14 protein-coding genes are annotated in these 15,640 nt (G+C 40.9%); 13 read left to right on the forward strand and 1 reads right to left on the reverse strand.

Features of this window, described 5'->3' with window-relative positions; all coding sequences use genetic code 11:
* Positions 1-55: 55 nt before the first annotated feature.
* Entirely contained in the window at positions 56-1,609 is a 1,554-nt protein-coding gene (locus tag PGP85_RS01825) for a helix-turn-helix domain-containing protein (protein WP_010742104.1), read from the reverse strand.
* A 493-nt stretch (positions 1,610-2,102) separates the two neighbouring features.
* On the opposite strand from PGP85_RS01825, the gene PGP85_RS01830 reads away from it, so the two are divergent.
* The 13 genes from PGP85_RS01830 (at position 2,103) to PGP85_RS01890 (ending at position 15,600) form a co-directional block, all read left to right on the forward strand.
* The gene (locus PGP85_RS01830) at positions 2,103-2,732 is read left to right on the forward strand and encodes a TetR/AcrR family transcriptional regulator (RefSeq protein ID WP_270325708.1); all 630 of its coding nucleotides are present in this window, start codon (positions 2,103-2,105) and stop codon (positions 2,730-2,732) included.
* Between the two features lie 33 nt (positions 2,733-2,765).
* Positions 2,766-5,084, forward strand: a complete 2,319-nt coding sequence (locus PGP85_RS01835; RefSeq protein WP_270325710.1) for an ABC transporter permease — start codon at positions 2,766-2,768, stop codon at positions 5,082-5,084.
* A gap of 5 nt (positions 5,085-5,089) precedes the next feature.
* Complete coding sequence (locus tag PGP85_RS01840) at positions 5,090-5,836, forward strand: ABC transporter ATP-binding protein (RefSeq protein WP_270325712.1); 747 nt, start codon at positions 5,090-5,092, stop codon at positions 5,834-5,836.
* 147 nt (positions 5,837-5,983) lie between these two features.
* Complete coding sequence (locus tag PGP85_RS01845) at positions 5,984-6,817, forward strand: Rossmann-like and DUF2520 domain-containing protein (protein ID WP_270325713.1); 834 nt, start codon at positions 5,984-5,986, stop codon at positions 6,815-6,817.
* The gene (gene panB, locus PGP85_RS01850; RefSeq protein ID WP_270325714.1) at positions 6,814-7,650 is read left to right on the forward strand and encodes a 3-methyl-2-oxobutanoate hydroxymethyltransferase; all 837 of its coding nucleotides are present in this window, start codon (positions 6,814-6,816) and stop codon (positions 7,648-7,650) included. The genes PGP85_RS01845 and panB overlap by 4 nt, the downstream gene beginning before the upstream one ends.
* Positions 7,651-7,652: 2 nt before the next feature.
* On the forward strand, positions 7,653-8,501 hold the full coding sequence (gene panC / locus PGP85_RS01855; protein ID WP_270325715.1) for a pantoate--beta-alanine ligase: 849 nt from the start codon (positions 7,653-7,655) through the stop codon (positions 8,499-8,501).
* Between the two features lie 134 nt (positions 8,502-8,635).
* A complete protein-coding gene (locus PGP85_RS01860) occupies positions 8,636-9,529 on the forward strand; it encodes a helix-turn-helix transcriptional regulator (RefSeq protein ID WP_270325716.1) in 894 nt (297 codons plus the stop codon).
* A 52-nt stretch (positions 9,530-9,581) separates the two neighbouring features.
* Positions 9,582-9,998, forward strand: coding sequence for a DUF3788 family protein (locus PGP85_RS01865; RefSeq protein WP_270325718.1), 417 nt, complete (start codon positions 9,582-9,584; stop codon positions 9,996-9,998).
* Positions 9,999-10,214: 216 nt separating this feature from the next.
* Positions 10,215-10,778, forward strand: a complete 564-nt coding sequence (locus PGP85_RS01870; RefSeq protein WP_270325719.1) for an adenylyltransferase/cytidyltransferase family protein — start codon at positions 10,215-10,217, stop codon at positions 10,776-10,778.
* Positions 10,779-10,780: 2 nt separating this feature from the next.
* Entirely contained in the window at positions 10,781-12,727 is a 1,947-nt protein-coding gene (locus tag PGP85_RS01875) for a PEP/pyruvate-binding domain-containing protein (protein ID WP_270325720.1), read from the forward strand.
* A gap of 216 nt (positions 12,728-12,943) precedes the next feature.
* Positions 12,944-13,879 (forward strand): ABC transporter ATP-binding protein, encoded by a 936-nt coding sequence (locus tag PGP85_RS01880; RefSeq protein WP_010742093.1) that lies wholly within the window; start codon positions 12,944-12,946, stop codon positions 13,877-13,879.
* A 15-nt stretch (positions 13,880-13,894) separates the two neighbouring features.
* Positions 13,895-14,638, forward strand: coding sequence for an ABC transporter permease (locus PGP85_RS01885; RefSeq protein WP_270325722.1), 744 nt, complete (start codon positions 13,895-13,897; stop codon positions 14,636-14,638).
* The gene (locus PGP85_RS01890; protein WP_270325724.1) at positions 14,635-15,600 is read left to right on the forward strand and encodes an ABC transporter permease; all 966 of its coding nucleotides are present in this window, start codon (positions 14,635-14,637) and stop codon (positions 15,598-15,600) included. Before PGP85_RS01885 ends, PGP85_RS01890 begins: the two co-directional genes overlap by 4 nt.
* The last annotated feature ends 40 nt before the right edge of the window (positions 15,601-15,640 follow it).

Genomic DNA, 15,640 nt, shown 5'->3' on the forward strand with positions numbered 1-15,640 from the left:
CACAAAAGAGCCGTGGATTTAAAGTGTAATTTCACTTTGAACCCACGGCTCTTTTTTAGTTGTTTAATACTTTTTGCGAAAAATAAATCTCCTTGGCGGTTTTTAATTTTACGTTGCCCAATTCTTTCAAATGCTTGCGAGCCGCATTTTTTTGAATCGCCACGATGAAGTTCAACAGATTCTCCCGATCGGAGGCAGAGAAGAAATTGTTGACGATCAATACATTTTCATTGTCATAGCCTTTGATCGGATTATTACTCAGCACAATGTCATATTGAGCAAACTTTTCAAAATCCTCTGGTCCGGTTGAAATGACCGGCTCATTGAAGGTAGAGACGACGATCCGCTTATTGTAATTGACGACCAGAAAATCCTGCAGCATTTCTGCATGTCTGCGGCCTAAATCGCTGATTACGAGAATCGTAACTTTCTTTCGCAGATTTTCTAAATGGATAGGCAGATGCGACCATTCTTTCATCAGCAGGAAGAAGACATTATTCAAACGAATGTCCGTCCACAACTCCGGCGACTTCTTCTCAATATCCCCCAAATAGATTTTTACTAAGGTTGAGAAAATCGGATAGACAAGTTGGATCTCTCGGGCAAATTTTTGATGTTTATCAAACAGCATGATCTGGCGGTAAGGATAAAAATTATACTCTACGTACCAAGACATCATCTCTTGAATAATCTTTCGCTTGTCATCACGATCCAGCGGGTATTCAATTGCCTGCGAAACGTTTTCTAAAAAGGTTTCGATTTTCCCATTGATTCGGACGATCTGTTCCGGATTGTCCCAATTATAAAATTCATGAAATACGGTTCGACTGATTTCCTTGTACCACTTTTTCGGAAGCTTGAAATCAGTCCCAGCTAATAAATGCTCCGCAAAAGGACGGCTGAAATCCAAGACTTTGTCGAGGGTATCATCTTCTTCAGCATAGACATTTTCCGGCAGATAAAACCCTTGATGCATGCGGTTCAGCGTCACCATGAAAAGATAGGCGGCTTCTTGGATCTCCCGATCATCTAATGAAACATCAAAATCTGTCGATGTCCGCATAATGAAACAGGTCGTACCCTCATGGTCCAAAGTGAAAGGCCACTGATTGACCCCATAAGCTTCAGTAAAATATTGCTGGTAGAAAAAGCGCACCCAGCGTTCATCAGGTCCGGTGACTCGAAAAGGGGAGCGTTCAAGCTTAAGACCGCGCCGCTGCAAGAAATCTTCTAAAGCATTGACCATTCGATAAAACGACGCCTCGCTCATAAACAGCTCATTGATCCAATAATCGGCGTCCTGATTGGATTCATAGAGCATTTTTTCTAAAAATTGAAATTCGAGAGATTCATGATAAATCTGGCCATAAACATTGCCTAATTTATTTGACGTGAGGTTGTTCAAGCGTACTCCTTGAAATTTTGAGTACTCGATATAAATATAGTCGCCCCAAAACTCATTGATAAAATCAATGTCTGATAATAGCGTTTTTACGGAGCAATCCACTGTATGTGCGGCTTCTTTGATATCGCACCAAGAGGGAAGCTGATCCAAAAACTCAACGAATTGAATTCGTCGATAGGTAGAGGAGTTTAATAGTTGTTTCATGTTGCACTCCTTTCAAGAAATAGTTTTTATCATTATAATTTTACCGATTTTTTTCAAAAAAAGCGAGTCATTTAGCTAATCAATCGGATAAATCCTGCAAAAACGCTCTGCACAAAGGAATAGCGGGCCTAAGCAAGTCCTGCCAGAAGAAATTTCCACATAGCCATAGCCGAAATCGATTTCCGGCAGAATTCGATTAAATGCGCAATCCGTTAATGTAGACCTCACAATTTTATTCTTGAAAGGGAACATCTGTGCTTGTGAATCGTTTATAAATAGAACCACAAGAAATAATTCTGTAACCTTTTAGCTTACTAAAACACACCAATAAATCATGGTTTGAGTGCTTTCTTATCAATTAAATTTGAAAAAATAAATATTTTGGGTAGTTTTTTAAGCTGATTTCTAATAAACATTCTAGAATCCTCATTGTGAAACCGTTATACTTTAATATAGACAGGCAGTCGGTCATAAAAGAAAAGGAATGAGTACTATGCGTGTATCAAAAGATCCAACCGTACGAAAAAATGAAATTTTGGATGTTGCTGGTAGACTTTTTGCGGAAAAGGGCTTTGATCAAACGAGTACTGGGGAGATTATTACTCAAGCAGGGATTGCTCGCGGGACTTTGTACTATCACTTTAAATCAAAAGAGGAAATTATGGATGCCTTAGTGGAACGAACAACGAGTTTGCTGTTCGATGCAGCCAAAAAAGTGGCAGACGATCATTCGATTCCGGTTTATCAGCGTTTTGTTCAAACAGTCCTGGCTCTGCGGTTAGATACTTCAAAAGACGATACGATGATGGACTATGTTCACAAGCCGCAAAATGCACTGATGCATCAAAAAATCCAAACGGCGTTAGTACGGGAAATTACACCAGTACTGGCAAGCATTGTTGAAGATGGTATCCAACAAGGAATTTTTCAAACGGATTACCCGTATGAATCTGTGGAGCTGGTGGTAGTTTACGCGAGCGCGGCATTTGATGAACAGGAAATGGTTCCAGACAGCAGAGCTAAGAAAGAACATCGAGTGAAAAGTTTCTTTTATCTTTTAGAACGATTGTTGGGTGTTGAAGAAGGAAAATTAGCAAGAGAAATGGAGGGTATGTTTGATTAGTACATGGGTAAAAATGAAGGAGGAATGGGTTTTATGTATGGTAGGTTAATCACAAATGATATCAAAAAAAGTAAGCTGGTGACCGCCGCGACAACAATTTTCATCGCGATTACCGCAATGCTGGTCTCTTTGGCCGCGATTTTGATAATCAATTTGGCTGGTTCGATCGATGGGATGATGGAGCGAGCGAAAACACCGCATTTTATGCAGATGCACTCTGGAGCACTCGATCAAAGTAAATTGGAGGAGTTCGCAGAAGCACAATCGAATTTGGCCGATTGGCAAGTCTTGGACTTCCTGAATGTCGACAACAGTGAATTATTTATCGCTGGAAAGCCTATGACAGAAAGTGTTCAGGACAATGGCTTTTCGGTTCAAAGCGAACAATTTGATTTTCTGGTAGATACGAAGGATCGTATCATTCAGCCAAAGGTCGGCGAAGTCTATCTGCCGATTATCTACGAAAGAGAAGGCATCGCCAAAAAAGGGGATTCATTGGAGGTACGCGGTCATAAGTTAAAAGTCGCTGGTTTTCTGCGGGATTCTCAGATGAATGCGTCGCTGTCTTCGTCGAAACGATTCATTGTTAATAAAAAGGATTATCATGTATTAGAAAAGTTCGGTAACGTCGAATACTTGATTGAATACCGGGTCAAAGATACGGAGAAAATCGGTGATTTAGAAAAGGCTTATTTGAAAGCTGATCTGCCAGCGAATGGTCCCGCGTTGACTCACACGCTGTTTCGCATGATGAATGCCATGTCAGATGGAATCATGATCGCAATCATTTTACTGGTGAGTCTTTTGATGCTGGCGGTGGCCTTTTTATGTATTCGCTTCACGCTCTTGTCAAAAATCGAAGATGATTATCCGGAAATCGGAGTACTGAAGGCCATTGGACTAAGAAATTCAGATGTGAAACGTTTGTATCTGGCGAAATACGCGGCGCTTGGATTGGTTGGCTGTATTCTTGGTTATCTGCTGTCCTTTGGCTTCCGCGGCATTTTATTGAAAAATATTCAGCTTTATATGGGGGAAAGCGGCAATCAAGGTTTGTCGTTGCTCGTTGGTTTGGTAGGAACGGTGTTGATCTTCTTTGGTGTCGTCTTGTACGTTAATCTCGTCTTGCGCCGTTTTCGGAAGATTTCCGCGGCCTCGGCCATTCGATTTGGCGGATCACAAGATAAAGCTCGTGGGCGCAAAGGAATAAAAATAGCTGGGCGCTCTTTCCCGAAAATCAACAACTTATTAGGGATCAAAGACGTCTTGGCACGTAAAAAGATTTATCTGACCCTGTTTACTGTTTTGCTGCTGTCTTCGTTTATTTTGATCATGCCGCAAAATCTTTACAGCACGGTTTCGTCCCAGAGTTTTTCTCGTTATATGGGGATCGGAAAATCGGATCTGCGTTTAGATATTCAGCAAACCAAAAATATTCCTGCTAAAACAGCGGAAGTTATGGAAGCATTGCAGCAAGACAAACAAGTCACCAAATCAGTCGCTTTGACAACAAAAGCTTTTTCTTTGATCAAGCAAGGCAAAGCGGAGGACCAATTAAAAATCGAATTAGGCGATCATACGGTCTTTCCAGTGGAATACGCTGAAGGAAAGGCTCCAAAAAAAGCCGATGAAATTGCTTTATCCAGCTCATTGTCTGATGATATTGAGAAACCACTCAATAGTTCGCTGACAGTGAAAACCTCAACCGGCAATCGCACACTTAAAGTTTGTGGCATCTATTCCGATGTAACTAATGGCGGAAAGACCGCCAAAGCTGTTTTCACTGATCAAAAGGCGAGAACCATGTGGTGTACGATCAGTGCGAACTTGAAATCCGGCATCTCGGCAAGTGAAAAAGCCAAAGACTACGGCAAACAATTCACCTATGCCAAGGTCTCTGATATTAAGAACTATATGCAGCAAACATTTGGTTCGACGATTCAAACGGTGGCGACCGCAGCCAAAGTAGCAGCAATCGTAGCCTTAGCCATCACTGCTTTGATCGTTTTATTGTTTATCAAGATGTTGCTGGCGAAAGATCGCCACGAAATCGCGGCGTTGAAGGCTTTAGGATTCACCAGTTCAGATGTACGCCAGCAATACTTTATGCGTTCACTCGTCATTGTTGTGTTAGGGACAATTATCGGAACGCTGTTAGCGAGTACATTAGGTGGACAGGTCGCGGGTATCGCCATGTCCATGATGGGTGTCAGCACCTTCCGCTTTTCGATCAATCCGCTAATCAGTTTTGTGCTTTGCCCAGTGGGTATGCTGCTGGTGACTTTAGCAGTCACAACATTAGCGACCGGCTCGTTACAAAAAATAAAAATCAGCGACAATATAAAGGAATGATGACGATGAAAAAAATGATTGTTGGGACCAATATAGAGAAAGCTTTCGGGCAAGAAAAAGTTTTACGCGATGTGTCAGTTGAAATTGATCAAGGAGAATTTGTCTCGATTATGGGACCCTCAGGATCAGGAAAAACTACTTTAATGTTCGCGTTGAGCGGCATGGATGAAATTGATGCAGGAAGTGTGCAGTTTGATGATAAGGAATTGGCGAGTCTTTCAGAAAATGCTCTGGCCGATCTGCGCCGCAAACAAATGGGCTTTGTTTTTCAACAGCCGACATTATTGAAAAATCTGAATGTGTTAGACAATATCGTGCTGCCCGCCCAAAAAGGCAATGAAAATCAGGCCAAATCATTAATGGAAAAAGGCCAGCAATTAATGAATCGAATGGGTATCGCCGGACTAGAGCAGCGAGACATCACACAAGTGTCAGGCGGTCAGCTGCAGCGTGCAGGAATCTGCCGAGCATTGATGGGTGATCCGCAAATAATTTTTGGTGACGAACCAACCGGTGCACTGAATTCTAAATCGGCCCAAGAAATCATGACGCTCCTAGCGGAAATCAATCAACAGGGAACCGCGGTTTGCTTAGTCACTCACGATGCGAAAGTTGCCGCGCAAACGCAGCGCGTACTATTCATGAGTGATGGTCAGATCGTTAGTGAACTTCAATTTTCAAAAGATGAGCCGAAAAACTTGGAAGAACGAATGGCTTGTGTTTCGGAAAAAATGCGAGAAATCGAAATCTGAACATCCTACAGAACAAAGGTTGGTGCATAATTGCCCAGCCTTTTTATTGTGCCGTCCAATAATATTCTTTTAAGACAAGAAAAAAAGTGAAATCGTTATGCTATACTTTTTTTATTAAATTTATATGAGAAAAGGGGAGGGAACTGGATGCGAATCGGTTTTATTGGCGCTGGGAAAGTTGGCACGAACTTGGGACGCTACTTTCGCAGCAAAGATTTTCCTATCGTCGGCTATTATAGTCGAAATTATGAAAATGCCGTCGCTGCTTCACGACAAACGAACAGCCGAGCGTTTACAGATTTAAAAGAATGTATTGAAGCCTGTGATTGGTTGTTTATCACTGCGCCTGATGATCAAATAGCCGCCGTTTGGTCAGAAGCGGAAGCCTTTGTATCTGCTGAACAATTCATTTTTCACTGCAGCGGAGCGAAAAGTTCGCTGGTTTTTGCTACGGACAAAGATGTTTCTTGTTTTTCGTTCCATCCGTTAGCAGCCTTCGCGAACAAAGAGCTGCCGCTGACTCAACTAGCCGATACTGCCTTTACTTTAGAGGGAACAAAGAATGTGGAGCAAGTCGAACAGGCGCTTGTGCGGCTGGGAAACCCGATCGCGGTCATCGCATCGGAGGAAAAAGTGCTTTATCACGCGGCCTGTGTGTTTGCCAGTAATCTAGTTGTCGGTCTAAGTGCGACCGCTGAGGAATTGTTCGTAGCGAGCGGACTGCCTAATGAGTTTGCCAAAAAAGCTTGGCGCCAATTATTTTCACAAAATATCCAGAATTTACTGGTCATGAGTCCTAGTGATGCATTGACTGGCCCGGTGGAACGCAACGATCTTTCAACAGTAAGCGACCACTTAGCGGCGCTTCCACCCGAATCCGTAGAGATTTATCGCGAACTTACAAAGAAATTGCTTCAAATCGCAGCAGAAAAACACCCCGAACGAGATTACCGACCGATGGAAAGGAAGTTAGATCAATGAAAAATACCGTTTTGACAATGCAAGAGCAAAAAGTAAACCACGAAAAAATCAGTATGTTGACCGCCTATGATTATTCCGCCGCCAAATTAATGGACGAAGCAGGAATCAACGCGCTATTGGTAGGCGATTCGCTAGGCATGGTAATGCTTGGATACGAGGATACTTTATCTGTAACTATGGAAGATATGATTCATCACTCCCGCGCGGTAGCTAGAGGAGCAAAAGAGGCATTCGTAGTGACTGACATGCCGTTTATGTCTTATCATGTCTCGATTTCTGATGCGGTTTATAATGCTGGCAGACTTATTAAGGAAGGAAATGCTGCGGCGGTCAAGCTTGAAGGCGGTGCGGAATTTTCCAAAACGATTGAAGCCATTACCCGTGCGTCCATTCCTGTGATGGGACATATTGGTCTAACACCACAATCGATCAACGCTTTCGGCGGTTTTAAGGTTCAGGGGAAAACCATGGAAGCGGCGAAGAAAATACTGAAGGATGCCTTAGCTCTGGAAAAAGCGGGTGCTTTCGCAATTGTTTTAGAAGCAATCCCCGCAGATTTGGCTGCGTTGATCACGAAAAAACTAACAATTCCTACGATTGGGATCGGCGCCGGAAACCAAACCGATGGCCAAGTTTTGGTTTATCAGGATATGTTGGGCATGTATGGCGATCTTCAACCAAAATTCGTCAAACGCTACGCTGAATTAGGAAAAAATATAAATACCGCCATTCAACAGTACAAAGAAGAAATCCAACAAGAACAATTTCCGGCTTCGGAACATACATTTAGCATCGCTCCGGAAATAATCGAAGGCTTGGAGAAGGAGATATAGTCATGCAAACACTTGAAACGATCGAAGCAGTCAGAAAACAAGTCAACCTCTGGCGGCAAGTCGGTGAAACCATCGGTCTTGTACCAACAATGGGTGCGCTTCATGCAGGACATCAAAGTTTGATTGAACGTGCCGCAAAAGAAAATGATCACGTGATTGTCAGTATTTTTGTCAATCCGACACAATTTGCGCCAAACGAAGATTTGACTAGCTATCCTAGAAAACTTGAGGAGGATCAAGCATTATGCGAAAAGGCCGGAGTAGAAGTGATTTTTCATCCTGAACCCCAAGAAATGTATCCTTCAGGTTTTGACACGTTTGTTGAGGTTCACGGAACGACCGAGGTTCTTGAGGGAGCCAGCCGTCCAACGCATTTTCGCGGCGTCACGACGATCGTTTTAAAACTATTGCAAATCGCTCAGCCTGATCGTGCGTACTTCGGACAAAAGGATGCGCAGCAAGTCGCGGTCATCCAGCAAATGGTTCGTGATCTGAATGTTCCAGTAGAAATCATTGTTTGTCCGATTATTCGAGAAGCTGACGGATTAGCCAAAAGTTCACGAAACGTCTATTTGAATCCCGCCGAACGCAAAGCCGCCTTAGTTTTGAGTCGAGCATTGAATCTGGCGCAGCAGCGATTAAATGCAGGCACACGAGAACCGAAAGAATTAATTCAACTTATAATAGAAGAAATAAGTAAAGAATCCTTAGCGAAAATCGATTATGTTGAAATTGTTGATCAAAAAACCTTACAAAAGGTCGAAACGATCAATGCGGCCATCTTAGTCCCGATTGCGGTTTATATCGGCAATACACGCTTGATCGATAATTTTTATTGGGAAGCGAAGTGAGATCTAGTTGCGAAGAAGACTGTATCCATATTATTGGATACGGTCTTTTTAATGATGATTTAGCGATTAACGATATCCAACCTTTCCCTGCTTAATTCCTTATGATACGCTTAATTATGAGGGGAGGGCCGCAAATGATTGAAAGCAGATTGTTACAGCTTCTTTTTATTTTATTAGAGAAGGGTTCGGTGACGGCACCGGAATTAGCAGAACGGTTTGAGGTGTCTGCGCGGACAATTTATCGCGATATTGATGCGCTCAGTGCTGCCGGCATCCCAGTTTATGCGGTTCGAGGCAAAGGCGGCGGGATTTTTATCCAAGAGGATTATGTGCTGGATAAGGCTGTATTCACCGATGAAGAACAAAAGGAAATATTGATCGCTCTTCAAAATTTGAATCTCACCAATGGGGCACTGACAAGCTCTTTAGTTTCGAAGCTTCATTCTTTGTTTAAAAAGGAAAGCCACGATTGGTTAGAGATCGATTTTTCCGATTGGACCGGATTACGGAATGAATTATTTACGGACCTTCAGCAGGCGATTCTTTCGAGACAGGTCATTCAGATAGACTATCTTAGTACAAAAGGACAAATGACTACGCGTGACTTAGAGCCTTTAAAAATGGTTTTTAAAGATAAAGCCTGGTATTTATACGCTTTTTGTCGTCTAAGAAATGAAAATCGATTGTTCAAGTTATCGCGAATACGCGCGTTTCAAACCTTAACTGAAAACTTTATTCGAGAAACTCCCAAAAAGGTTCTCGCAGAACGACAACGTCCCACCGAAAATCTAGTTGAAATGAGATTATTATTTGATTCCGGTGCGGCCTATCGCGTCTATGAAGAGTTTGATACGATCACTCAAAACCAGGATGGCAGCTTGCTGGTTGAGATCACTTACCTCGATGATGAATCAACCATGAATTATTTGTTTTCCTTTGGGGATCATTTAGAGATTTTAACGCCAGAGTATTACCGTAAAAAAATGGCTGATCGTATTGATGTACTGCGAAATAAATACAGAACTTGACATCAGATTGCAAGTTACACTTGCTAAACTGGGAATAAAGGAGGCGTTCTAAATGAAACCGATTTCAAAAGACAAGGAAGAATTTCCGACGATTGAAAACTTGGCTAGTCATCTATCCCCAAAAAATTTAGACCTTTACCAGCAGCTGCTGGCGGAAATCCATGCGTGTTCTTTCAAGGAAGACTGGAACTACTATAACGATGGAAAAACATGGTTGAGCAAAATATTGTTCAAAAAGAAAAACCTTGGCTGGATCTCAATTTGGGAGACCGGCGTTAAGGTAACAGTTTACTTTGGGGAACGAGTTTGGCCGCAATTAGTAGCCAATGAGCTATTCAACAAGCTTGAGGCAAACGAAGCGTCGATTCAAAAATCCGGCAAACTAAACGCTGTTTTAGTTCCCATTCAAGATGAATCCAGTTTGCATGCAGCTGTTGAATTAGTGAATTTAAAAAAGAATATCAAATAGTTTCATGTGAATACATCATAGTGAAAAGTCTTTTTATTGATAGGTGAAGAAACCGCAATAATTCCGACTTTAAACTATGATGTCTTTTTGTTTATAGAGACTCAATCAACCCTGGAAATTTGCATATTTTTGGATCACGAAATGGTATGATTATACTAGACACTAATTTTTGTACATAGCTTTATATGATGTTAGAAAACGATATTGGAGAAAAAAATGAAGAATAAACTAGGAATCATTCATGGAAGATTCCAAATCCTGCATAATGGTCATTTGGAATATCTTTTAGAAGGAATGAAAAAATGCGAGTATCTGTTGATCGGTATTTCAAGTCCGGATAGCGACTATACTAAATACACAGCCTCAAACCCGCATAGATCATTGGATAGTGCCAATCCGATGACTTATTATGAACGCTTTGAAATGATCCGGTCAGCTATGCTAGAATGTTCGATTCCCAGAGAAAAATTTGATATCGTTCCTTTCCCAATAAATGTACCTGAGAAATTATTTAATTATGTTCCCAAAGAGGGCAAATATTTGATGACTCTTTATGATGAATGGAGCTATGAAAAAAATGAGATTCTCTCAGCTCTTGGCTGCGATATTGACGTCATGTGGGAACGAACGAATGACCAAAAAGTAACTAGCGGAACGGAGGTTCGTTCTAAAATCATCCATGGCGAACCTTGGGGAAATCTCGTTCCTAAAAGTGTTTATCGTTTCATCAAAGAAAATGAGATAGATAAAAGAATTATCCATATCTCTAAGGAGAAGTAGCCATGTTAAAAATCTGTTCCCTGCAGAACTTTTCTTCCGCTCACCAGTTTGGAGGAAAAGCGAATGGCCTAAAAGAACTATTTTCGAAAAATTTTAATGTTCCTGAAAGCTTTTTTATTGAGGCAACAGATGATGCTGCTAAGGTAGATTGCTTATCGTTTCAGAAAGAACTTTTTACGTACCTAGAAGAATTTAAAAATCGGGAAGGATTATATGATCTCGCGATTCGCTCTTCCGCTTTAAATGAGGATGGTGTCAATGATAGTTTAGCTGGACATTATGAATCAATTCTTGGTTTGATGAGTTTTGAAGAGATATTATCAGGAATCAAAAGGGTTATTCTGAGCCAAGATAAGGTGGCTGACGAGACGCAATCGAACAATAAAATGGGTGTAGTCATTCAAGAATTTATTCGTGCCGATTATTCTGGGGTCATTTTTTCCTCCAATCCCTTAACTTTTTCAAAAAATGAAAGCATTATCGGTTTTACAGATGGCTGTGGGGAGAAATTAGTTTCAGGAGAAGAAGAGGGCACGGATGTGCTGATTACCATCTGCGACAAAGAACTTTCTTTGCCTAATCAACAAGCAATTCCTTTTGGAGAACAAGAATTGTTCGAATTATGTCGAAGGGTAAAAGAGTTGGAGGCTCGCTTAGGATATCCGCTTGATGTTGAGTGGACCATTCGGAATGGCATCATTTCATATATTCAGTGCAGACCGTTAGCATCCATAACTAGAATCGAACCGATGACGGTTCCTGTTAAGGCTGAAGAGCTAGCTGCGCTACCTAAACAGCTTTTAAAAAGTGATAAAGTCACTATAAGAATGGAAGCGCAGAAAAAAAATACGCATGTTTCAGATGCCTATGTAATAATTAGCAACGACTCGTTCAAGCAGAATTCCTCAAACGATCTTAAAATCATTACAAGAGGTCCATTCTGTCAGGGATATAGCGCCGTAGTAATATATCCAAAACTCATTTCAGAAAAAGTTATCCGATCCTTTGTTGGAGATACTGGAAGGCTAAGTCTAGGGTCGCTAAACAAACAAGACAGTTTAATTAAAACTTACCCAAAATATCAGGACATAAACGAAGGCAACGCGGACTTTATCAGCATGGCAAAGAAAGATTTTTGGGTTTCGTCAATCATCATTCAGGAAATTTATTCTCCAAAATTTACTGGTGTCATCAAAAAAGAAGGCGATAATTATATTATTGAAATTATAAAAGGCCACTTCTTTACAAAAGGGACCATTCCTTCTTCTAATTATCTCATTTCACGAGCGGGGGAAGTCATTTCTAAACAAGAAGTTTTGCAAAACGAATGGTATGAGATATCTGAAGGGGCAGTGATACAGCATAAAGCCACGTCTAACAAAGAAAATAGCTTAACAAAACAGGAAATTCAAGCCATTCTAAATGAATTTGAAGGATTTTTGGCTGAAGAAGATGCTTTAATCGAATTTGGTTTATTAGAAATAGATCATGCAGCAAAACCTTATTTAATCGATCTCGTTAAAAACTCTGAGAAGCTCTCAGAGTTAACCTCCAAAGATATTTCTCAAGGAATTTTGTCTCATGGAAAACTGACAGGAAAATTAGTCCATGTGGATTTAACTGATGATGAATCGTTTGATCTCCATTTTCATAATAAATTTACGAAAAACAGTCAAAACACTGAGGAGAACATCATTTTTGCCTGTGATAAAACAAGTATTGAGCTTTTGAACCTCATCCATTCGTATGATTCGAAAAATATAGCTTTCATTTTTGAGCGCGGCTCCATTCTGTGCCACTTGTCGATTGTTCTGAGAGAAAGCGAAATTCCTGCAATTCAAGTTGGCTCTTTCGAGGAGTGTAATTTAGAGTTTGGGGCATATTACACTGTAGATGCAGAGAGCGAAATGACGGAAAGAACTCAGAGAGTGCAGAAAATTCTAAAGTAGAAGACGAAGGGATTTTCATCCAAGACGAGGAATAGTTTGCGAAGGGTTGTCGCGTTAGTAAATTTCAAAAGAGCAGCAAAAATAGAAAAGAAGTGTCAGAGTTATCAGTAGGTGACTCCGATGCTTCTTTTTTTAATACTCAAATATCAACCACTTGGTGGATAGGAATCGACTAGAACTTTTTCTACAATGAGTGTAGTCAGGAGGAGAGCGTTGATGAAATCATTAATCGAAGTAAAAAACTTAGAAAAAAGCTATAAAAACAAACAGGTGATTCATGGAATATCCTTTTCCATCTATCAAGGAGAAATTTTATGTCTCTTGGGACCGAACGGCGCATCAAAAAGCACTACAATCAATATTTTGTGCGGCGCGCTTGGATTTGATCGCGGAGAAGTTACCTGCAAAGGCGATCCAATCGATCAGAATTTACAGGCATTCAAACAACAGCTGGGTGTTGTTCCGCAGGACTTGGCATTGTATGAGGATCTAACGGCTGAAAAAAATGTACAATTTTTTGCCTCCTTGTATGGTTTGAAGGGAAAAGAATTAGAAGCGGGAGTCACTTTTGCCTTAAACTCGGTTGGCTTAACTAGTCATCGAAAAGAAAAGGTCGCGACTTTTTCTGGCGGGATGAAGCGGCGGTTGAACATCGCTTGTGCCATCGCCCACCGACCCGCACTGCTAATAATGGATGAGCCGACGGTGGGGATTGATCCGCAATCGAGAAATCATATCCTGACTTCGATCAAAAATATGCAGTTAAAAGGAATGACGGTTCTCTATACGACTCATTATATGGAAGAAGTAGAAGAAATCTCTTCGCGCATCATTATTATGGATCATGGTCGGATCATTGCTGAAGGAACCAAAGAGGCTTTAAAAGAGAAAAATGATGAGCGGAAGATCACTATTGAGATCAGCGACTCCAATGATATTTCCTTGGACACCTTTTATCAAATCGAAGGTGTAAAGGAAGTTACTTTAAATAAAGATGAATTGCGGATTACTTCGATCAAAGGAATTGAAAATCTCGATCATATCATCGGCAAACTGATCAGTCTGCAGCAGAAAATCCAAAACGTCTTTGTCCAAGAAGCAAATCTAGAGACGATCTTCTTAGACTTGACAGGTCGCTCGTTAAGAGATTAAGAAAGGAGAAAAACGATGTATCGATTAGTTAAAATTATTCAGCGAGACACGATCAATCTATTAACGAACCCGATGTGGATTTTCTTTAGTTTGATGTTCCCATTTTTATTAGTGGCGATATTAGGTTTTCTTACGGAGGGGCTATATGGCGACTATTTCACTAGTTATGATTATTACGGCGTCACTCTAATGTTGTTTTCAGCGATGTATGCAGGCACTTTTTCGGCAAATAGTTTTATGGAAGAAAAAATCAAAAGGGCCAATCTGCGAATTGTTTATTCACCTATTCGCAATTGGTTTATCCCATTTTCAAAAGTCATTGCGACATTTATCTTTTCCACGTTCTTTTATACCATCGCCGCTGTGATCTGCCATTTTCTGTTTCAGATACGCTTCGGCGATGAGAAACTCTTGCAAATCTGGCTTTTATTTATCGGGATGAATTTGCTGTTTAGCTGTATTGGCGTTTTGATGTGTTGCATTTTCAGAAGTGAAGGCGTAGCTAATCAAATTTTGAGTATTTTGACGGCCGCTTTGGCGATGCTTTCAGGCTTCTTATTTCCAGTCGCTAATTTGGGAGAAACATTTGTCAAAATAAGCAAGTGGCTGCCCACGACCAAAGTAGCACAGACAGTCTTTGAAATGATTTACGATCAGAACGCGGCGAATTTTCTGCCTGTTTTCATGCTGCTGCTAATTTTGTCTGGTCTGATTATGGCTGGATCAATGATTCTATTTAACGGGGAGGAATATGTATGATTGCGATGTTCAGAAATGATTGGGCTAGAACGTGGCAGAATAAAGCGCGGCTATTTGTTATGTTGGGCTTGATCCTCGTCTCCATTTTTCTAGCCGTTTTTGTCAGCAGCAAAGGAAACTTTTCAACCAAGATTGGAGTAATTGGCGGTCCTAAACAGGAAGTTGCTTCTGATACAGTAAAAATCGTCCCACTGTCCAAAGAGCCGAAAAAATCAGCACTGGCATTAGGGACCTACGATGCCATTGTTGATATGCGCCAAGAAACGCCTGTAATTTCGACGTTTAAAGGTGCAGAATACAAAAAAGAATTGATGAACTATTTTAAAGATCCGCAATCGATCAAGGCGATTCAAAAAAATGAGGGCGGGATCGGCAGTAAGATTATCGGCTATATGCTGATGTTCTTGTTGATGTTTAGTGTGACGAATATGCTGCTGTTTAGTGAGGATAAGGAAAAGCACATCATGGAACGGATCATCACGACGCCAATCAGCTTTATCAAATTATTTGCGAACTACGCATTGTTCGCATGGCTGGTGCTGTTTATTCCCAACTTGTTGATTATTGCGGGTATTTCATTTTTAGGATTGACTGATATTGGTCTTTCTTTAATAAACTATACTATTTTAATTGGTGTGATCACACTGTTTGCGACGGCTTTCGCAGTCTGTAATGCGTCGTTTTTCCAAGTAGCTGATACCGCAAGTATGCTGGGATCAATGATCATGATGATTACTACATTGTTATCCGGCAGTTTCTTTTCATTGGATAATGGCAATAAATTCTTTAATGATCTGATCCATTGGCTGCCGCAAAAACAATTCTTAGAGCTGGTGAAAAATATCGAAGCTGGCCAAAGTTATGGAGACAACTTTCAGCTGCTATTCTATTTAATTGGTATCAGTGCCGTTTTGATGATCATCGCGATAGCTAAAACAAGAAAGGAGTATGTCCGCAACTGAGTAAACTGATATACTAAGGGTACTTTTTAGTGGAAGGACT

This window comes from Enterococcus malodoratus, assembly GCF_027659535.1.
In the GTDB taxonomy this organism is placed as follows: Bacteria; Bacillota; Bacilli; order Lactobacillales; family Enterococcaceae; genus Enterococcus_A; species Enterococcus_A malodoratus.